Below are 18,121 nucleotides of genomic sequence, written 5' to 3' on the forward strand. Positions count from 1 at the left end.
TAAGCTTTAGCTACGTTGACAGACGGAAACGAAAAGATTTCCTTGCCTCCGCACTACGCTTAGCTAAAACGTTGTAGATCATTGCTGAACGAATTTTATAACCTATGATAAAACAATTTACAGAAAATGTACCATATGGATTGAGTCAACAAATGACAATTGAATATAATAATCGATTAAGCGATGTGAATTTCTTTATCTCTGGCAAATATGACTATTATGCTTCATTAAGGGAAAATAGTGAAACTGTAAAATTACTCTTAGCTTTATCTATTTTCTACAAACGAGTACTAACTAATTTTGAATCTGCTAATAAATTTTCGTCTAGAATAGTTTTCAATAGTGACGCTGATTCTATCCAATTAGGAACTTATGATTTATCTTCTAAAGAGCTTTTCAAAATGAGAAAAACTGTAATATCATTCAAAACTTTAATGGATAAATATTCAGTTCCTTTAACTCTTTTTGAGTATCTAGAAACTAAAGAGTTTCTTCGAAAAGTTAAAATATTTCAAAACAGTTTTTTAAACGAAGACAATGGCTAATCCGTTTAAAGAAATCGGCGAGTTAACTAGAGATGTTGAAACTTACTTAAGAAAAAATCGATCTGCTATTTCAAATAATTCTAAAAGAATAAGTGACTTTTTTGAAATGGCTTGTTATAATAATGTTGTTAGATTTTATGAAAACAACGGATATGAAGTTACAATAAAAAATCTATTAAAAAATAAATTTAAATACAAGTGCACCACTGCCGGAAATCCCGCTAATTATTCCTTCTTTGAAGCAAAAATTAGTATCGGAAAACTTGAGCATATCTTTGAAATAAGACATAATATTAATGTTCAGTCATACCACAATAACAATATTTACACAACTCCAGATATTTGTATAATAAAACCAAACAGTGTTCTATTAGATGATGATTTTTATGATAGCAAAATGAAATATTACTTTATTGAAAATAAGTCAATAATATCATTCTGTGAAGTAAAAAACTTCAACCCTTTTCCTGAGTTATTATTTAACTTTATAGGTGTAGTTAATGAATTGAAACCGCATCTACTAAGGCAAGTAAATCAATCAGGTGTAAGACATATCGCAACATCTTTAATGATTTCTGGAAAATCTAATAAACATGCTAAGCGAATCATTGATAGTTTGCAATCAAGATATCATATAAATATACTTAGTGACTTATTTAATATTGGAGGAATTACATTTGGACGACATTCATACAGGTACATAAGAAGAGTTTAAAAACGGTGTACAACACTGTATAAAAAACATAGTGCGGTCTAAGTTTGTTCAAAAGTTTTGGGCATATCTACAATGTCGCCAAATATAAAATTTGGTGTTTCAATATTGAAGATAAACACAAAACATTATATTTGGCTTAGTGATAAATCTAGAGTTAAAGCAAACCCTCTGCGCTACGTTTCTTATACTCACCGTTATATCCCACACCAACAACATCCTAAAACTATGAACTACCAAACATTTCAACCACATCAAGATCTGAAAGCTTTGGTCAGTTGTTATTGGACTTTGGAAATTCCTGCTGAATATAGTGCAGAAAGACAGCGCATAGTACCGGATGGTTGTATTGAAATGGCGTTTATTCTTGGGGATGATATTAAACGCTATACTTCGCAAGATGAATTTATACTACAACCACGTGCCATTGTACTTGGGCAAATCCTAGCACCCTTTTTTATTGAACCTACGGGCTATGTAAACACTTTTGCCATACGTTTTTACTCTTATGGCTTTGCCAATTTTGTTACTACACCCATTGAACAGTTGGCAAATAAAGAAACCCCGCTAACCTCACTTTTTGATGCTTCAATTATCAATGAACTGGAGAGCAACATCATTAATGCGGAAGACACAAAACAACGCATTGCAGTTATTGAAAAATTCCTTTTAGGGAGGTTGAACGAACAATCCACCATTGATACTATTGTAAAGCAAACCGTAGATGCACTTTTATCTTCAAACGGTACTGCGACTATTACCACCATTCTCAAGGAGGATTTGTCCAAAAGAAGACAATTGGAAAGAAATTTTAAAAAGCAGATTGGCGTTAGTCCTAAACAATTGGGTAAGGTCATACGATTGCAATTGGCATTAAAAATGCTACTGAACAAAGAAACGGACAGCCTTACCAAAATTGCCTATGAAAGCGACTATTTTGACCAAGCCCATTTCAATAAAGATTTTAAGGAATTTACCGGCATTAGTCCCACAGCATTCTTAAGCAATGAACAAATGGCGCTATCTACCTTGTTCTATAAATAGCCTGCGTGTCGCATTTTTACAATTTTTTAGTTGAATACTATTCCATATTTGTATTTTAGATATAAACACTACAAATGAAAAAGGCAATACTATTAGGTGCGGTATTATTTACTTTTTGGGGAATTAAGTGTAATGCTCAAGACAAAACAATGGATACGCATACCACTGAAAGCAAAAGCAATATGAAAAGTTTTATTTCCATTTTTGAAATTCCGGCTACGGATATTACTAGGGCGGTAAATTTTTACCAAGCTATTTTGGACATAGAAATTGAAAAAATGGAATTTCCGGAAATGCAAATGGGTATATTCCCCTATGAAAATCAAATGGTCACTGGAGTTATCATGAAAGCGGAAGGCTATACCCCTTCTGCAAACGGAATAACCATTTATTTAAATGGCGGTGATAACTTACAATCCATACTCGACAAAGTCGAAATCAATGGTGGCGAAATTATGGTGCCGAAATCGCTTCATGCAGACGAAAGTGGTTATTACGCTATATTCCTGGATTCTGAAGGCAATAAAATGGGTCTGCATTCACCAAACTAAAAAAAACCAAGCACTAATTGCTGTAGCGCTTGGTTTTTCATTTGTTTATTTAAACTCTTACTACACCACTACAAGTTATTTTAAAATGGAATAGATACTTGGTGGAGCCTTATAAAGGGGTTAAATAAACGAATAGTCTTAATAACTCACTTTAGACTTATTCTCCAACTTCCCTTCTATTAACGGGTACAAATTGTATGTAGGGTAAATTTCAGATTTAAAAGCTTTCCAAGCCGTTTTTTCTATCGCCAAGTTCACGTCCCGTAGTTTAGAAGCGGGCAATTCTAATACCACCATTTGCCCAATACCCATAACAACATACCAATTGACCACCGAAACACCTTCCGGAGGAAAACTTTCATAAAAGCCTTGCTTGGTTCTAATGCCTTCTATTTCACTTAAATTCATAGACTGATCGTGTTTTAAGAAAATGGTCAAAAGCATTTTCTCCGTGTCTTCCTTTTCCGGTACTTTCTTGTCTGGCGATTGTGCATAGCCAAAAGTTGAAAAGCACATTATAACCCATGTGGCAAAAAGTAAATTTTTCATACGTTGTTTTAGTTTAAAATTTATAATTAGAATATCTATTTTTCAGAATACTTCAGAAACATTCGGTATCAAAATCCAGTAAAAAAGCTATCTCAATTTTATGCTTAAATCAGTTCTAAGGTACATGTTAATCTAGCTGCATATTATTACAAATTATGCATTGTATAGCACATATGTAGCAAAACCTAAATTGAATAGTGTTTACAAAATAGTAACCTAAGTGCAACATCAGTACTATTCATTGCTTGATTAATTATAGTCATAGACCATCAACTCCTCTATTTTTACCATTATAAATATAAAGTTATGATGGATCATACTAGTATTAAAAATTTTACGAATAGTATTCTTTTACTCTTCATTTTAATAGGAACAAATACTGTTTTTTCACAGATGCCCATTGCAGAACAAGCAGATAGGTTACAACAATATTTAGGGTTCTGGGTCAGTTCTATAGATCATACCACAGATAGCGTTGCCAGCATACCGCTTATTAAAATTAATAACTATCCTACAATAGATCATACTGCCATGTCTGTAGATGTGTTTCAAAAGGAAGGAGATATTTACAACCATACGCTTACTGAACTTATTGGTTATGATACCAAGACCGATTCCATTTTTGCCTTGGGAAAAAGTGCACAGGGCGATATGTTTTTGGGTAAAGGCGAATTTACCAGTGAAAAAGATTGGATCATGAAAGATTGCGACTTTACGGGCAAAGAAACCATGACAGTTACTTTTGATTTTAAGAATCAGACCGATGTACATTTAATAGGCAAAGACCCACAGAACCTAATACTTTGGCAGACACGTTATATCAAGAAAAATCCAAAAAACAAGAATATTGGAATTCAGCTGGTTTCGGTTCATGAACAAATGCAGAACAACCCAAAAGAGACCTTAAAATATCTTGATAGAATGGGCTTTAGTTATATTGAAACCTTTGTGTATAAAGACCGCTCTTTCTATGGACTATCTCCCTTAGCTTTTAAAAGTTTGGTGGAAGAAAACAACTTGAAATTTACCGGGTCCATGACCTTTTACGACCTGCCCAAAGACGAAGATCAAGCTTGGAAAAACGCCATGCAATGGTGGAAAAATTGTATAGCTGATCATAAACAGGCAGGTGTTGAATACCTAACCATATCAAACAATCAAATTAAAGACATTAAGACCCTAGCAGAATTAAAAAAGTATACCGAGTACTATAATGCTATTGGTAAGCTGTGCACAGAAAGAGGAATAACGTTTGCCTACCACAATCACTCCGATGAATTTAAAACAATAGAAAACAAGGTTGTTTATGATTATTTGTTGGAAAATACCGATCCGGCATATGTTGGTTTTCAAGCAGACCTGTATTGGATGCATTTTTCTAAAGTTGACCCCATTGACTATTTCAAAAAATACAAGCACCGTTTTATAAGCTGGCATGTAAAAGATTATCAGGAATTAGGACAGAGTGGTAAAATGGATTTTGAACTATACTTTAAATACGCGGAAACAGCCGGACTTAAATATACCATAGCGGAAGTTGAAGCTTTCAATTACCCAGTGTGGTATAGCATTAATGCCGCCTGGAACTTCCTTTATTTCAACATTTTATAACAACTCACCGTCAACTTACTCAACTTATGAAAACTAGATTTTTACAATTAACATGTTTCATCATTTTATTTTTCCATCAAATGACCTATGCCCAAGACCAATTTAAAGTGTTGTTGTTTACAGCACAAGATACCTGGCATTATGAGTGTATTCCTAAAGCTGTAGACGCTTTCCATAAAATGTCAGTAGAGCATCAATTTAAATTTGATTGGACGCAAAGCGCAGAAGACCTTGCCAAAAAATTACCGTCTTACGATGTGGTGGTCTTTTTAAATGCAAACACGGACAATTTAAGCAATGAACAGCTTAATGTTCTTAAAGCGCACATACACAATGGAAAAGGTTTTGTAGGCGTACATTCAACATCTGATAGTGATATTAGAAACCCGTGGTTTGATAATCTTGTGGGTGGCGTTTTTAAGGACCATCCAAAATTTCAATCTGCCGTATTGACCAATCATGATTCAAATTTCCCTTCAAACATGCACCTACCGGAAAAATGGTTATGGAGTGAGGAGTGGTACAATTTTAAATTATTAAAATCAGATAAAATCACAGTACTCTTATCCGTAGACGAAAATACCTACGATTATCAAAAAGGATATGACGAGATACCGCTTGAAGGTATGGGCGATCATCACCCCATAGCTTGGTATCAACTATTTGAAGGAGGTCGCTCATTTTATACGACACTTGGTCATAAACCCGAAGCCTTTCAAAAACAAAATTATATAGACCACTTATATGGTGGAATCTATTGGGCCGCGCAAGGTGCACTAAAGCAAAAATGATTAAGAAATAATTGAACACTACATTTAAAACAAAAAAACCAAGCACTAATTGCTGTAGCGCTTGGTTTTTCTATTCTTAAAAAAGACTTCTACTCTACCGTATAACTTACCTTATTGGTTTCCGTTACCCTAAAATAGCCATGGGCATAATTATCTGGGTTGGTCGTATTAATGCAATTGCCACGAACATCTACCGGTGTAGCTTCAAAAATACCTACGCCGCCAATTTGGTCTATAACAATATCCATGTAATTATAGTAAGCTCTAGAAATACCGTTCATGGTAATGTTTACCACATCACCTGGTTGTAACGGTTGTATATCACCTTCCTCATCATCATCGATCTCATACCACCAGTCCACTTCGTTCCCGTTTATAAACTCATCATCACCTGTTTCCAAAGTAGGTAACAGGTCTTGTGGTCGTTCAAACTTAAAAAGGTAATTATCGCCTTCGTCCTCAAAATCGGTAAATACAATATGTAATTCTATTGCCTCATCATCAAACCCATCTTCCGTATCTTGGTAGATATCGGTAATATTGGGAACAGGATTCATAGTATCTTCAGCAACATACCGTTCTCCATTATATACAATTTCCAAAGTATAGGTGGCAAACAATTGAGGCTGAAAGGTACTTGTGGTATAGGTGCCATCATTCTGATCGGTAAAACGAAAAACTTCTCCCGTAGCGTTATTGGTCACAGTAACTTCCGCACCGGTAACATTGGTACTTTGAGTGTCAAAAAAAGGTGTGGACGTACGTAGCGTAATCTCTTGATCATTACCCGTAGTTCCTTTTTCCCAGTCTAAGGAAGCCTCTACCACCAAACGTAAGGTATCTGTTTGTACGTCAACATCTATAACATCTGTACAACCCGTAAGAATAACGGTGAACAGGGCTATTATTGGTTTTATATAATTTTTCATCGTATTAAAATTTAAAGTTATAGGTAATGGATGGTACAATTCCGAAAATAGCGGTTCTGGTAGCCTCATTTGCTCCCGTTTCTATATTCTGCCCAAAGGATACAGAAGCAGCATTCTTGCGGTTATAAGCGTTATAAATACCTAGAACCCACTCCCCTTTTAATTTGGCATTTGGCTTTCTGTTGGGCTTATAATTGACCGACAGATCTAAACGATGATATGCGGGTAAGCGATCGGAATTTCTATCGGAATAACTAGCAATGGAAACGCCCTCATACTCATATTGACCATTAGGATACGTAACTGGCCTACCCGTTTGAAAGACCAAATTGGTACCAAAACTCCATTTATCGTTTAATCGATATGACCCGGATATAGAGACATCATGCGTTCTATCATAAGGAGTGTTGTACCAATTACCATCGTTAATACCCAAACCACCGGCATTACCACCGGGAGTTCGCTGCTCTGACTTGGATAGCGTATAGGAGATCCACCCCGTAAATTTACCCTCGTTCTTACGGAATAAAAGCTCTAGTCCGTATGCCCTTGACTCCCCTTTCAATATTTCGGTTTCAATGGTATTCTGTCCAATAAGATCAGAACCATCTATATAATCGATTCTATTATCGGTATTCTTATAATAAATCTCAGCCTCCATGGAATACGCCTTGTTCTTAAAATTACGGAAGTAGCCCAAGGCATATTGATTGGATAATTGCGGGTCTATGTACTGACCGCTTGGTGTCCAAACATCTAATGGCGTAGCCGAAGAAGTGTTGGATAATAGATGTATGTATTGCGCCACCCTAGAAAAGCCAGCCTTTAAAGAAGAATTGTCATTTATAGTATATGCCAATGACGCCCTAGGCTCCAAATTACCAAAGGTCTTAATGGCATCTCCCTTTTCGTAGACCGTTTCGCCAATGGCTTCACCACGTTCATAAATACCTAGGTCCTCATTATAGACTACCGGTTGATTATTGGCATATTCCGTCATGGGCTGCCCCCCAAGTCTAGAAAATGCACTGTATCGCAAACCGTATTGTGCAGTCAGCTTCTCCGTTAATTTGTGTTCCGCATTTACATACACTCCAGTTTCCAACGCCCTTTTCTTATCCAATACTAAAGGATTGACAGATGACGTTTCGGTTGTAGGAATAATTTCCCCGGGATCAAACTCATAATGTATACCGCTTGCACCAAAATCTAGCTTAAAAGCATCACTGAAGTAATACTTTAAGTCATATTTTAGATTGTAATTGGTAATGGACGACACCCAATCGAACTCCGCAGAGGTAATACCCAGCTCATAGTCATACTTACTATAAATAGCGGACAGGTTAGAAAAAAGTTTATCATTAAAAATGTGATTCCAACGCAGGTTAGCTGTTGAATTCCCATAAGAACTACTAAAATTCTCTCCCAGCTCAAAAGCATCGCGCCCAAAATAACCAGAAAGAAAAAGTCGGTTGTTCGTATTGATCTTATAATTCGTTTTTAAGTTTAGATCGTAAAAACTTACGCTATTATCTTCCCCCGCAGCTTTTAATAACAAATCGGCATAAGAACGACGACCAGCAATTAAAAAAGAACCTTTTTCTTTAAACAAAGGCGCTTCTAGTGCCAAACGGCTAGATATGATACCTATGCCGCCCGTTGCAGCAAACCGTTTACTGTTACCGTCTTTCTGCCTAACATCTAACACTGAGGAAACACGCCCACCATACCTTGCCGGTATACCACCTTTGTACAGTTTTACATCTTTAATGGCATCTGCATTGAAGACCGAGAAAAAACCGAACATGTGGGAAGTATTGTAAATAATGGCCTCATCCAACAGAACCAGGTTTTGGTCGCCCGCACCTCCACGTACGTGAAAACCGCCGGTACCTTCACCGTTATTGGTTACCCCCGGTAGCATTTGTAGCGATTTTAAAATATCCACTTCACCCAGAACCACGGGCATTTGCTTAACCGTTTCAATGTTCATTTTGAGGACGCTCATTTCCGGTTTCCGTAATACGGCAATTTCAGATTCCTCTGCCGTTACCTCTACTTCATCTAACTTGGTAGAAACTTCAGAAATTTCAAAATTGAAGTTTTGGTTTCTATTCAGGTTCACATCTTGCTTAACATCACCATATCCCATGTAGGTAATTAGTAAACGATAAGATCCTTCTGGTGCGGTCAACGAATAAAATCCGTATTCATTGGTAACCACCCCAATACTTGTACCCTCTAAAAAGACAGATGCCCCAAAAAGAGTTTCTCCGTTGTCAATGTCGGTAATTTTACCACTAATGGTATAATTTTCTTGGGCATGTAATTGAATGCCCGCAAATAGTAACATAAGCACTGCCATACGTTTTAGCTGCTTTATGCACACTTGTTGTTTTTGTTTTTTAATCATGTTATTTGTTTAATTGATTGATGAACATTACTAATTGACAACATAATTTGTAAAAGGTTGCACAGCAGATAAAGTTTTATCACAATGGTAACATTCGGCCCTTTGGATCGTACTAACTTACAAGTCTATTAGTTTCAAATAAATTGTAGCAAAATGCAACTATCTAAAAAATTGGTTGTCTTTATCATAGAAACCAATTTTAGAGTACAAATAACCACCTAAATTCATTGGAAACCGAAATTCGTTTTACGCATCGATCCCTTGTTGAGCGCAGCAAGACTGGCGATAGAACCTCGCAGTATCAACTGTACGAGCTCTATGTTGATGCCATGTACAACGTTAGTATGCGGTTTTTGGGAATTAAGGAAGATGCCGAAGATATTGTGCAAGATAGTTTTGTAGATGCTTTCAAAAACCTGGATAGGTTTAAATATGAGTCTTCTTTTGGTGCTTGGTTAAAACGTATTGTCATTAATAAGAGTATTAACCATTTAAAGGTAAAGCGGCTACCGCTTACCTCTATGGATGAGCATGAATACCACCTAACCGATGAAGTGGAAATTGAAAAAGTGGATGCCATGGATATTTTAAAAGTGAAATCAGGTATTGAAAAACTTCCATTAGGGTATAAGCAAATAATAAACCTTTACCTATTGGAAGGATATGATCACAATGAGATTAGTGATGTTTTGGGCATAACCACATCTACCTCTAAATCACAGTATCACAGAGCAAAAAAGAAATTAGTAGAAATTATAAACGGATTGTAATGGATCAATTTGAAAAACATATACGGGATAATAAAGCGGGCTTTGATGACCACAAGGCAGACCGTGCAAAAATGTGGGCAAATATTGCAGCGCAATTAAACGAAAATCCATCAAAGGTGGTACCACTCTGGAAATCGCCCATGATACGTATTGCCGCCAGTATAGTAATTCTACTGGGAATTACCGGAATTATTGGGCTTACCTTCTTTGGCAGCCCCAATACACCAACCCATTATGTCTCTAAGGAACTACAGGATATAGATATGCATTACAAAGGTTTGGTAACCTACCAAGTACAATTAGTGCAAAACAACAATCAATTAACGGCGGCAGATAAAGAAGAGTTTCTGTCATTTATGGTAGAGCTTGATGCCGAATATGAGCAACTAAAACTTGAAATGCAGAACAATCTAGATAATGAACAGGTTTTGGCAGCCATTGTTTCCAATTATAGAAAGCGAATAGAACTCATTGAAAATCTATTGCAGCAGCTAAACGAATCTAAAATTAAAGAAGACGATTATGGATATACTTTGTAAAAAGCTTAAGCTTTTCGCCTTGGCGATGCTGCTTGGTTTTACAGCCTTGGCACAAGAAAAGGTATCTAAGGATATCTCTAAAACCTACCCTTTCACCAATGCAGGAGAACTTCATTTGGAAAATAAATACGGTAATATCAATATCTACGGATGGGTCAAGAATGAAGTCTCCATCACCGTCAATATTACGGTGACCGATAAGAAAAGGGAAAACGCCCAAGAGCTCTTGAATAGAATAAAACCTGTAATAAGACATAGCGATAAATTTATATCCGTTAACTATGAAATAGCGGATAAGAACTCCGGATTTTTCTCTAACCTTTTCGAAAAAGCCAATCCGTTCGATTTTGACCGAAGCAATGTGCAAATTGATTATAAGGTTTACGTGCCCCAAAAAGTTGAACTAGAGGTCATCAATAAATTTGGCGATGTTTTTATTGAGGATTGGGTAGGTATATTAATGGCAGATGTACAGCATGGAGATATGTGGATAAGCGATAATTTGAACAAGGCGGATGTAAGTATGAAATATGGAAAGCTTAGGGCAAAAAATGTCAATTATGCCAATATAGATATTACCAATGGCGGTTTGGATATGGACCATGCGAATACCATGAGACTTAATAGCAGCGGCAGCAACATAGAAATACACCAAGTAGAATCCCTTGAATTTTACTCTAATAAAGATGAAGTTGATATACAGGAAATAGGTACTCTTTACGGCAATCTTAAATTTAGTAAACTACGCTTACATCGCCTTAAAAAGGATATTGATTTGAACTTAAAAATTTCAGATTTATGGGTAAAGAATATCCTTTCTGCAACGTCTAAAATAAGCTTGGAGCAAGAATCATCTGAAATACACATCAATGTTATTAACTTTCCACATGTCTTCTCTGCAACTTTAGAAGAAGGTTTGGTCAGATTACCAAAATCATTTCATGACGTAGATTCCAAAATGTTGGATAAGGGCAAAAAGTTGCGTGAAATAAAGGCGAAATATGGTAAAAAAGGACAAGGACATATTTCTATTTCAGGTAAAAAAGGGGTTGTTCTAATAAAAGAAATTTAATACATGTACCATGTTCTACATGAGATTGATGAAATGGTAAAACCGTACCATAACAAACCGTTAATTTCCATATTTGCCTTCTGAATAAGCTGATAAAATACTACTGTTAGGGGGTTTACAGTTTTGTGGAAAGTCAGAAAAATAAATACATTTTGGCAATCCGTTATCAAATGTAATACGAACAGATCCCCTACTGTTTCCACCAAAACCGGAATAGCTGTAATTAGCGCTAAGTTCTCTAGGTCTGCCTTGACTATCCTTAGCGGAAGAATGCACATTTGTAATACTACCGGCAGTGTATTTATTAAATGCCCAAGTCTTTGCTTGGTCATATACCAAGTCATCTATTAATTTGTTGAAATTTTGTGCACCAGTTGGTCCGCCAGTTTTTTTCATGGTAGTATACTTGCTGGCTTGTTGCATTCTAATAGATGCTTTATTTCTTGCAAACAATTCTAAATTTTCATCGAACCGTTTTAAGGCTTCACCATTACAAGCGTTCATCTGAAACAGTTTTACCATATCATTATTTAAACCTTTAGTTTTATGAATCATATCTACAGAATTCCCCATACTATTAGGGTTGGTAATCATGTCCATCATGGTATTCAATCCTTTTGAACGTTGTATTTGATCCACTACGGCATAAGCATCATATAATTCTGGTTTGGCATACAAACCACTACCAACCCAAGTATACTCTACGCATACCCTACTAACAACATCTCCCCAGCCATTTTTTGTAACCTCCTCGGTCTTACAGACTTCATTCAAAATTTCAACTTTATCTGCTGGCAAATAACGATCGCAATTACCACCATAAGCTCTTAAATATTGATCGAAAATGGTTAAAAACATCATGTCATCTCTTTTGATCTCTAAATTCTCAAAATGACCACGATAAATATTGTCATAAAACTCAGCAAAATAGAGTCCGTCTGTTTTCAGCTCAGCTTCGTCAAGAGCTGCAGAATCAAAATTTTGGGAGTCGTTACTGGAAAGAGAAACAAATAAAAGCCAGATAATACTAATAAGAAATAAACGGAAGATTTGAACAGATAATTTCATGGTTGTGAGTTATTTTAAAATGAAACAGTCTGAGGGAAAGGTAAATATATACAAAATGCGATTGACAATCAATAGATTGCAATCGCATTTATCAACATTTAAGAATTATTATTCTGAATACGCACCAGAAGAATAGGTTAGTTCATAACTGTGCGTGTATACTTCAAAAACAATCCCAAAAGGGTCTTCAACATAACACATTTTATAGGGTTTGTCATTTGGATAGTATGAACGTATAGGCATACGCTGTTTGCCTCCATGCGCCACAATTTTAGCGACCAAATCTTCTATATTTGGGTCTTGAATGCAAAAATGAAATAATCCTGTATTAAACGGATTAAATTCCGGTGCTTCTTTAACTCCATGAGGAAAAGAGAACAATTCTACGCCTATACCATCAGAGGTAGACATATGTGCAATTTCAAACTCTTCCCAATCATCACCAAAAACATCAATACACATTAAACCAATCGCTGTTTCTTTTTCTTTTTTAATTTTTGATGGTTTCATAATTACGTACCAACCCATTACTTCAGAGTAAAATTCTACCGCTTTCTTTAAGTCCGGTACTGTAATGCCAATATGCGAAAATGATTTTGGGTATTCTTTATTCTTATCCATAGTTCTAATTTTACTACAAAATAAATCTATATTTGACTTATTGACAATAACTTACCTAAAAGTGCTATAGTTACCAAAAAGAGTAAAATATTGATTTTCAAATAATTAAATTTTAAATGAATACTAAAAAATATTGCCCGTTAGACCATACGATGAATCTAATTGGTACCAAATGGAAACCTATTTTACTTTTTCATTTATTGGATGGCGCATTACGATCGGGTGTATTACAGAAAAAAGTGCCGGGAATATCCAATAAAATGTTTACACAAACCGTGCGCGAATTGGAAAAAGATGGCTTGGTAGAACGTATAGTGTATCCTGTTGTTCCTCCAAAAGTAGAATATGGTTTGACCGAACGAGGAAAATCCCTTAAAACTATTTTACTTAGTCTTGACTCATGGGGAGCCAATGACACCTCTAATAAGCTAGTTTAAAAGTAATTAGAGGTATGTTTACACAACAAAATGTAAAATTTTGGGTTTTATCTAAAAAATAGTGGTTTTTGGTGCAACTATTTGTTGCTTAGGTTGTCTATTAGATAATCAATCAAAAATCAAACAGTAATGAAACCACTTCAATTTAGCCTTCTATTGTTTTTATTTCTGTCCGCCATGTGTAGCTACGGACAAGAGGAAACTGATGAATACCTTGAATTTAACGATCGCAACAACGTAGTACATGGCGTCTATGTTGGTATTCATATGGGCTTAGGAGAAGTTGAAAATGAAAGGGCCTATTTGGGGGGATTAAAAATTGCCTATGTTGCCAATCAACAGTTCGAAGTTGGATTTGCTGCCAATCTTTTATATTCCGAACAAGATATCTTTAACAATACACTCTCTAGATATGAAGATTTAATTGCTGTTTATGGCGGGTTACATTTAGAACCCATATTGTTCAGTAAGAAAAGAATTAATTTAAGTTTTCCGTTGTTGCTTGGAGCCGGTGCCGTAGGTTACGTGGATGCAAAATATAGACACGACGACAATTTTGAAGAGGAACTTACCGAAGATGATTTTGATGAAGTCTTTGTTGCCGAACCGGGAATAAATGCTCTTTTTAATATCTCTAGATACTTACAACTAGAAGCGGGGGTAAAATATCGATTTTCTAGCAAAATAGAATTGCCACCCACCAGAATTTCTAGAATTAATGGCTTTTCGGCCGGTATAGGCATTAAAGTTGGCATATTTAATATGGGACGTAACCGTTATAAGAAAAACGTGCAATGATCAACAGAAGAAAATCAAAAAAGCGTTACGCTAAAAAAGGTATAGACACGCAACACGTATTCACTGAAAACAATCAGGTTTTCGTAAAGAACAAAGCTTCATACAAGGCAAATCCAAAAAGTGAATGGTCACCGATAACTTTTAAATGGGTGTCAATTGAAAAAGTTCAAGATTGTTTAGTACTTGAATAATCCAGAACCTAGTTATATTTGAGGTCAAGCATACACCATGTCAATGACCACAAAAATAATTGAGATTTCTGCCGCAGACACACTACCTATAAGACATTTGGTTATGTGGCCAAATCAACCATTGGACTACGTAAAGCTTCCAAAAGACAATGAAGGTCTGCATTACGGACTAATTATAGACCACAAACTTATATCGGTAATTTCTTTATTTATTGATGGCGATGAAGGTCAATTTCGAAAATTTGCTACGTTAGAAGACTACCAAGGTAAAGGCTATGGAAGCTTGTTATTAGAAGAAATAATGCACATTGCCAACACAAAAAAATTGACAAAGATTTGGTGTAATGCCAGACAGAACAAAAGCACTTTTTACACCAAATTCCAAATGCACAAAACCAATAAAACCTATGTAAAAAGGGGAATAGATTTCGTAATCATGGAAAGAATTTTTGAATATGAGTAAAGAGTATGACCAAATAACAGCCTTGCATTACGCAGCTTATAGACCTTCCTTACATGAAGATATTCTAAAAACGTATCTTCCTACTACCCCCAAAAGTAATTATGGATTAGACATTGGTTGCGGTACTGGGCAATCTGCCATAGCGCTATCCAAATTTTGCAATACCGTAGTTGGTGTTGACCCTAGTAAGGAGATGATTAAAAAGTCCATTAAACACACTGGCGTTAGCTATGAGTTAATGGAAACCAAAACCCTGAACTTTGACAGTGATAGGTTTGATATCATTACGTTTGCAGGGTCATTATTTTATGCAAAATCTCAAGAACTACTAGATGAATGCATAAGGGTTTCAAAAGCTAATTCCCTCATCATAGCTTATGATTTTGAAATTCTTTTGACAGATATATTAAAACTGCTTGGCGTAGGTACAGAAACAGATGTGAATTCTGACTATGATCATGAAATCAACTTTTCTGGACTACATACCACGAACGTACATTTAAATAGCCAGTATAAACAGTCAATTCGCTTTGATATCACATTAGCCGATTTAGCACATGTGTTGTTGTCCTCTAAAAACGACTACATAATAATGGCCAATACTTTTGGAACAGAAAATTTATTTGAAAAGCTACAACAAGAATTAGAAAACAAGTTGAATACAACCCATACTACAATAAAAGCAAACACATTTTTAAGCGCATATACGGTAAAAAAATATGGGTTGTAAAGATTATTTTTTACGTTTCATCAATTCAGCCTCAATATCTTTTAGTGTAAAACCTTTTGCTTGTAAGAGCATTAGATAATGAAACAATAGATCGGCACTTTCGTACAAGAAAAGCTCATCATTAGTATCCATAGCCTCAATAACAGTTTCAACGGCCTCCTCTCCCACTTTCTGGGCTACTTTATTAATGCCTTTTGCAAATAAGGAAGCTACATATGATTTTTCTCCATCAGCATTCGTGCGCCTTTGTTCAATAGTTGATTCCAATTCAGAGAAGAACCCGAAGTTTGAATCATTGCTTTCTTTCCAACAAGTATCGGTACCTGTGTGGCAAGTAGGACCTATAGGGTTTACCGAAATTAATAATGAATCTTGATCGCAATCATTTTTAATGGATACCAAATTTAGAAAATTGCCACTTTCCTCACCTTTGGTCCATAATCGGTTTTTAGTTCTACTAAAAAAAGTAACCTTACCCGTTTCGGTGGTTTTACTTAGCGCTTCGGCATTCATGTAGCCCAACATTAACACGTTTTTAGTACGTGCATCTTGTATGATTGCAGGTATTAATCCGTCATTTGTTTTATTCCAATCCGGTGTTTTAAACTCCATATATACTATCTTCTATTTTTACTTTAAATTATTCTAAATCTTGTTACCCTAATGCAAACTCAACGGCAGCTTTAGCATGCTCCTTTGTTGTGTCAAATGCAGGTATGTCACAATCTGCTTGGGAAATTAACAATGGTATTTCCGTACAACCTAAAATTACGGCTTGTGCACCTTCCTTCTCCCCTTTTTTGATGATATCCACATATTTTTTTCTAGACTCATCTTTAATCATACCTTTTGCAAGTTCATTATAAATGATGTTATGCACCGTATCTCTATCATTTTTGTTTGGAACCAAAGCTTCAATACCAAATTGATTTCTAAGAATATCCTTGAAAAAATCCATTTCCATGGTATACCTGGTACCCAACAACAAAACCTTTTTACAACCTTTGGCTTGTATAACCTTACCGATTACTTCAACAATATGTAGCACCGGAACAGTCAAACTTTTCTTCATTATTGGAGCACTTAGGTGCATGGTATTGGCGCAAATAACGATAATTTCTGCTCCGGCATCTTGCAGCCTTAATGCAATATTCGTCATTTCTTTATGCAAAGCATCCCAATCTCCTGCAGCTTGTTTTTTAGAAAACTCAGCAAAGTTCACAGATTCAATAATGCAGTGACAAGAACTTTGTCCGCCCAGTTCTTCTGCCACCATTGTATTTAACAATTGGTAGTACAACTGAGTAGACTGCCAAGTAATACCACCTATTAATCCTATTTTTTTCATTGTATAACTTCTTCTTGTTGCCACTATTTTAATTCAATTCACTCAGTGTAACCGATTTAAAATTGTGTCCTAAAGCCTTCTAAAGCGTCTGTCTCTGCAGGTAAATTCAGGAGACATTCTGACTACCGAAAACTGTAACTACCTACTAACCACTTAGCGACTACTTATTGAAACTAAACCCTCACAGGAATTCCCTTCTCCTGTAATTCAAGTTTCAATTCCTGAATCCCTATTTCCTTAAAATGAAAAACACTTGCCGCCAAAGCTGCATCTGCTTTTCCTTCTATAAAAGTATCTGAAAAATGCTGCATATTACCTGCACCACCAGAAGCGATAATCGGGATATTCAATTCTGTGGATAATCTTGCCAAAGCTTCATTAGCAAAACCATCTTTAGTACCATCATTATCCATTGATGTAAATAGAATTTCACCAGCACCGCGCTCTTCAACTTCCTTAGCCCATTCAAACAACTTACGCTCTGTAGGTACTTTGCCACCCACTAAATGCACGACCCATTCTCCATCTATCTGTTTGGCATCTATAGCCACCACAATGCATTGTGAACCAAATTTAGCCACCAAATCATTAATCAACTGCGGATTCTTAACTGCCGATGAGTTTATAGACACTTTATCGGCACCATTTTGCAATAGAACATCTACATCTTCTACAGAGGAAATTCCGCCACCTACGGTAAATGGAATATTCACTTTTTCGGCAACTCTGTATACCAAATCAGCCAATGTTTTGCGTTTTTGTTCCGTTGCAGAAATGTCTAAAAAGACCAATTCATCTGCCCCTTCTTTACTATAAATTTCAGCAAGTTCAACAGGGTCACCAGCATCACGTAAATCAACAAAATTTACGCCTTTAACCGTTCTACCGTCCTTTATATCCAAACAGGGAATTATTCTTTTTGCAAGCATTTTTTTTAAA

At 35.8% G+C, this 18,121-nt stretch carries 22 protein-coding genes; 14 read left to right on the forward strand and 8 right to left on the reverse strand.

From position 1 onward, the window contains the following. The first annotated feature begins 104 nt into the window (after positions 1-104). The 4 genes from VBZ51_RS12030 to VBZ51_RS12045 all read left to right on the forward strand — a co-directional run bounded on the left by VBZ51_RS12030 (position 105) and on the right by VBZ51_RS12045 (position 2,852). Entirely contained in the window at positions 105-545 is a 441-nt protein-coding gene (locus tag VBZ51_RS12030; RefSeq protein WP_416577086.1) for a hypothetical protein, read from the forward strand. Continuing rightward, entirely contained in the window at positions 538-1,260 is a 723-nt protein-coding gene (locus VBZ51_RS12035; RefSeq protein WP_416577087.1) for a hypothetical protein, read from the forward strand. Before VBZ51_RS12030 ends, VBZ51_RS12035 begins: the two co-directional genes overlap by 8 nt. Before the next feature lie 225 nt (positions 1,261-1,485). Beyond that, a complete protein-coding gene (locus VBZ51_RS12040; protein WP_416577088.1) occupies positions 1,486-2,301 on the forward strand; it encodes an AraC family transcriptional regulator in 816 nt (271 codons plus the stop codon). A gap of 74 nt (positions 2,302-2,375) precedes the next feature. Continuing rightward, complete coding sequence (locus VBZ51_RS12045) at positions 2,376-2,852, forward strand: VOC family protein (protein ID WP_416577089.1); 477 nt, start codon at positions 2,376-2,378, stop codon at positions 2,850-2,852. Positions 2,853-2,990: 138 nt separating this feature from the next. Here the strand turns inward: VBZ51_RS12045 and VBZ51_RS12050 are convergent, their stop codons facing one another. Then, positions 2,991-3,401, reverse strand: coding sequence for a hypothetical protein (locus VBZ51_RS12050; RefSeq protein ID WP_416577090.1), 411 nt, complete (start codon positions 3,399-3,401; stop codon positions 2,991-2,993). A 306-nt stretch (positions 3,402-3,707) separates the two neighbouring features. Between VBZ51_RS12050 and VBZ51_RS12055 the strand changes: the two genes are divergently transcribed. Together VBZ51_RS12055 and VBZ51_RS12060 are read left to right on the forward strand one after the other, a co-directional pair. Beyond that, positions 3,708-5,012 carry a sugar phosphate isomerase/epimerase family protein gene (locus tag VBZ51_RS12055; protein ID WP_416577091.1) on the forward strand — a complete coding sequence of 435 codons (1,305 nt, stop codon included), beginning with the start codon at positions 3,708-3,710 and terminating at the stop codon, positions 5,010-5,012. Positions 5,013-5,038: 26 nt separating this feature from the next. Next, positions 5,039-5,803 (forward strand): ThuA domain-containing protein, encoded by a 765-nt coding sequence (locus tag VBZ51_RS12060; protein ID WP_416577092.1) that lies wholly within the window; start codon positions 5,039-5,041, stop codon positions 5,801-5,803. Between the two features lie 89 nt (positions 5,804-5,892). Here the strand turns inward: VBZ51_RS12060 and VBZ51_RS12065 are convergent, their stop codons facing one another. After that, on the reverse strand, positions 5,893-6,732 hold the full coding sequence (locus tag VBZ51_RS12065) for a DUF4249 family protein (protein WP_416577093.1): 840 nt from the start codon (positions 6,730-6,732) through the stop codon (positions 5,893-5,895). 4 nt (positions 6,733-6,736) lie between these two features. Next, complete coding sequence (locus tag VBZ51_RS12070) at positions 6,737-9,145, reverse strand: TonB-dependent receptor (RefSeq protein ID WP_416577094.1); 2,409 nt, start codon at positions 9,143-9,145, stop codon at positions 6,737-6,739. 227 nt (positions 9,146-9,372) lie between these two features. Here VBZ51_RS12070 and VBZ51_RS12075 point away from each other — a divergent pair, with 227 nt between their 5' ends. From VBZ51_RS12075 to VBZ51_RS12085, 3 genes are read left to right on the forward strand one after another with little or no spacing between them, the layout of a single operon-like run. Next, entirely contained in the window at positions 9,373-9,915 is a 543-nt protein-coding gene (locus VBZ51_RS12075; protein WP_300025463.1) for an RNA polymerase sigma factor, read from the forward strand. After that, complete coding sequence (locus tag VBZ51_RS12080; protein ID WP_416577095.1) at positions 9,915-10,454, forward strand: hypothetical protein; 540 nt, start codon at positions 9,915-9,917, stop codon at positions 10,452-10,454. Before VBZ51_RS12075 ends, VBZ51_RS12080 begins: the two co-directional genes overlap by 1 nt. Then, positions 10,438-11,526, forward strand: a complete 1,089-nt coding sequence (locus tag VBZ51_RS12085; protein WP_416577096.1) for a hypothetical protein — start codon at positions 10,438-10,440, stop codon at positions 11,524-11,526. Before VBZ51_RS12080 ends, VBZ51_RS12085 begins: the two co-directional genes overlap by 17 nt. A 60-nt stretch (positions 11,527-11,586) precedes the next feature. Here VBZ51_RS12085 and VBZ51_RS12090 read toward each other — a convergent pair whose 3' ends face one another. Both VBZ51_RS12090 and VBZ51_RS12095 read right to left on the reverse strand, forming a co-directional pair. Continuing rightward, positions 11,587-12,594, reverse strand: coding sequence for a hypothetical protein (locus tag VBZ51_RS12090; protein WP_416577097.1), 1,008 nt, complete (start codon positions 12,592-12,594; stop codon positions 11,587-11,589). A gap of 108 nt (positions 12,595-12,702) precedes the next feature. Then, positions 12,703-13,215 (reverse strand): VOC family protein, encoded by a 513-nt coding sequence (locus VBZ51_RS12095; protein ID WP_074673699.1) that lies wholly within the window; start codon positions 13,213-13,215, stop codon positions 12,703-12,705. Positions 13,216-13,331: 116 nt separating this feature from the next. Here VBZ51_RS12095 and VBZ51_RS12100 point away from each other — a divergent pair, with 116 nt between their 5' ends. The 5 genes from VBZ51_RS12100 (at position 13,332) to VBZ51_RS12120 (ending at position 15,834) form a co-directional block, all read left to right on the forward strand. Beyond that, positions 13,332-13,652, forward strand: coding sequence for a winged helix-turn-helix transcriptional regulator (locus tag VBZ51_RS12100; RefSeq protein WP_416577098.1), 321 nt, complete (start codon positions 13,332-13,334; stop codon positions 13,650-13,652). Between the two features lie 129 nt (positions 13,653-13,781). After that, positions 13,782-14,450 carry a hypothetical protein gene (locus tag VBZ51_RS12105; protein WP_416577099.1) on the forward strand — a complete coding sequence of 223 codons (669 nt, stop codon included), beginning with the start codon at positions 13,782-13,784 and terminating at the stop codon, positions 14,448-14,450. Then, complete coding sequence (locus VBZ51_RS12110) at positions 14,447-14,641, forward strand: hypothetical protein (RefSeq protein ID WP_058102640.1); 195 nt, start codon at positions 14,447-14,449, stop codon at positions 14,639-14,641. The genes VBZ51_RS12105 and VBZ51_RS12110 overlap by 4 nt, the downstream gene beginning before the upstream one ends. Positions 14,642-14,684: 43 nt before the next feature. After that, on the forward strand, positions 14,685-15,104 hold the full coding sequence (locus VBZ51_RS12115; protein WP_416577100.1) for a GNAT family N-acetyltransferase: 420 nt from the start codon (positions 14,685-14,687) through the stop codon (positions 15,102-15,104). Then, positions 15,097-15,834, forward strand: a complete 738-nt coding sequence (locus VBZ51_RS12120) for a class I SAM-dependent methyltransferase (protein WP_416577101.1) — start codon at positions 15,097-15,099, stop codon at positions 15,832-15,834. Before VBZ51_RS12115 ends, VBZ51_RS12120 begins: the two co-directional genes overlap by 8 nt. 3 nt (positions 15,835-15,837) lie before the next feature. On the opposite strand, the gene hisIE is transcribed toward VBZ51_RS12120, so the two are convergent. The 3 genes from hisIE to hisF form a co-directional block, all read right to left on the reverse strand. After that, complete coding sequence (hisIE, locus tag VBZ51_RS12125) at positions 15,838-16,446, reverse strand: bifunctional phosphoribosyl-AMP cyclohydrolase/phosphoribosyl-ATP diphosphatase HisIE (RefSeq protein WP_416577102.1); 609 nt, start codon at positions 16,444-16,446, stop codon at positions 15,838-15,840. A gap of 43 nt (positions 16,447-16,489) precedes the next feature. Then, on the reverse strand, positions 16,490-17,182 hold the full coding sequence (locus VBZ51_RS12130; protein WP_416577103.1) for an aspartate/glutamate racemase family protein: 693 nt from the start codon (positions 17,180-17,182) through the stop codon (positions 16,490-16,492). Positions 17,183-17,355: 173 nt separating this feature from the next. Further along, positions 17,356-18,111, reverse strand: a complete 756-nt coding sequence (gene hisF, locus VBZ51_RS12135) for an imidazole glycerol phosphate synthase subunit HisF (RefSeq protein WP_416577104.1) — start codon at positions 18,109-18,111, stop codon at positions 17,356-17,358. Positions 18,112-18,121: the final 10 nt, after the last annotated feature.

Origin of the sequence: Maribacter sp. HS (genome assembly GCF_048059195.1) — a bacterium.
GTDB classification, from domain to species: Bacteria; Bacteroidota; Bacteroidia; order Flavobacteriales; family Flavobacteriaceae; genus Maribacter; species Maribacter dokdonensis.

What these genes read in the sequence shown, in the direction of transcription:
- VBZ51_RS12030 (WP_416577086.1), top strand. Translation starts at nt 105, where the DNA reads ATGATAAAACAATTTACAGAAAATGTACCATATGGATTGAGTCAACAA.
- VBZ51_RS12085 (WP_416577096.1), top strand. Translation starts at nt 10,438, where the DNA reads ATGGATATACTTTGTAAAAAGCTTAAGCTTTTCGCCTTGGCGATGCTG.
- VBZ51_RS12130 (WP_416577103.1), bottom strand. Translation starts at nt 17,182, where the DNA reads ATGAAAAAAATAGGATTAATAGGTGGTATTACTTGGCAGTCTACTCAG.
- VBZ51_RS12105 (WP_416577099.1), top strand. Translation starts at nt 13,782, where the DNA reads ATGAAACCACTTCAATTTAGCCTTCTATTGTTTTTATTTCTGTCCGCC.
- VBZ51_RS12050 (WP_416577090.1), bottom strand. Translation starts at nt 3,401, where the DNA reads ATGAAAAATTTACTTTTTGCCACATGGGTTATAATGTGCTTTTCAACT.
- VBZ51_RS12120 (WP_416577101.1), top strand. Translation starts at nt 15,097, where the DNA reads ATGAGTAAAGAGTATGACCAAATAACAGCCTTGCATTACGCAGCTTAT.
- VBZ51_RS12095 (WP_074673699.1), bottom strand. Translation starts at nt 13,215, where the DNA reads ATGGATAAGAATAAAGAATACCCAAAATCATTTTCGCATATTGGCATT.
- VBZ51_RS12065 (WP_416577093.1), bottom strand. Translation starts at nt 6,732, where the DNA reads ATGAAAAATTATATAAAACCAATAATAGCCCTGTTCACCGTTATTCTT.
- VBZ51_RS12070 (WP_416577094.1), bottom strand. Translation starts at nt 9,145, where the DNA reads ATGATTAAAAAACAAAAACAACAAGTGTGCATAAAGCAGCTAAAACGT.
- VBZ51_RS12110 (WP_058102640.1), top strand. Translation starts at nt 14,447, where the DNA reads ATGATCAACAGAAGAAAATCAAAAAAGCGTTACGCTAAAAAAGGTATA.
- VBZ51_RS12060 (WP_416577092.1), top strand. Translation starts at nt 5,039, where the DNA reads ATGAAAACTAGATTTTTACAATTAACATGTTTCATCATTTTATTTTTC.
- VBZ51_RS12115 (WP_416577100.1), top strand. Translation starts at nt 14,685, where the DNA reads ATGACCACAAAAATAATTGAGATTTCTGCCGCAGACACACTACCTATA.
- VBZ51_RS12040 (WP_416577088.1), top strand. Translation starts at nt 1,486, where the DNA reads ATGAACTACCAAACATTTCAACCACATCAAGATCTGAAAGCTTTGGTC.
- VBZ51_RS12080 (WP_416577095.1), top strand. Translation starts at nt 9,915, where the DNA reads ATGGATCAATTTGAAAAACATATACGGGATAATAAAGCGGGCTTTGAT.
- VBZ51_RS12090 (WP_416577097.1), bottom strand. Translation starts at nt 12,594, where the DNA reads ATGAAATTATCTGTTCAAATCTTCCGTTTATTTCTTATTAGTATTATC.
- hisIE (WP_416577102.1), bottom strand. Translation starts at nt 16,446, where the DNA reads ATGGAGTTTAAAACACCGGATTGGAATAAAACAAATGACGGATTAATA.
- VBZ51_RS12100 (WP_416577098.1), top strand. Translation starts at nt 13,332, where the DNA reads ATGAATACTAAAAAATATTGCCCGTTAGACCATACGATGAATCTAATT.
- VBZ51_RS12045 (WP_416577089.1), top strand. Translation starts at nt 2,376, where the DNA reads ATGAAAAAGGCAATACTATTAGGTGCGGTATTATTTACTTTTTGGGGA.
- VBZ51_RS12055 (WP_416577091.1), top strand. Translation starts at nt 3,708, where the DNA reads ATGATGGATCATACTAGTATTAAAAATTTTACGAATAGTATTCTTTTA.
- VBZ51_RS12035 (WP_416577087.1), top strand. Translation starts at nt 538, where the DNA reads ATGGCTAATCCGTTTAAAGAAATCGGCGAGTTAACTAGAGATGTTGAA.
- hisF (WP_416577104.1), bottom strand. Translation starts at nt 18,111, where the DNA reads ATGCTTGCAAAAAGAATAATTCCCTGTTTGGATATAAAGGACGGTAGA.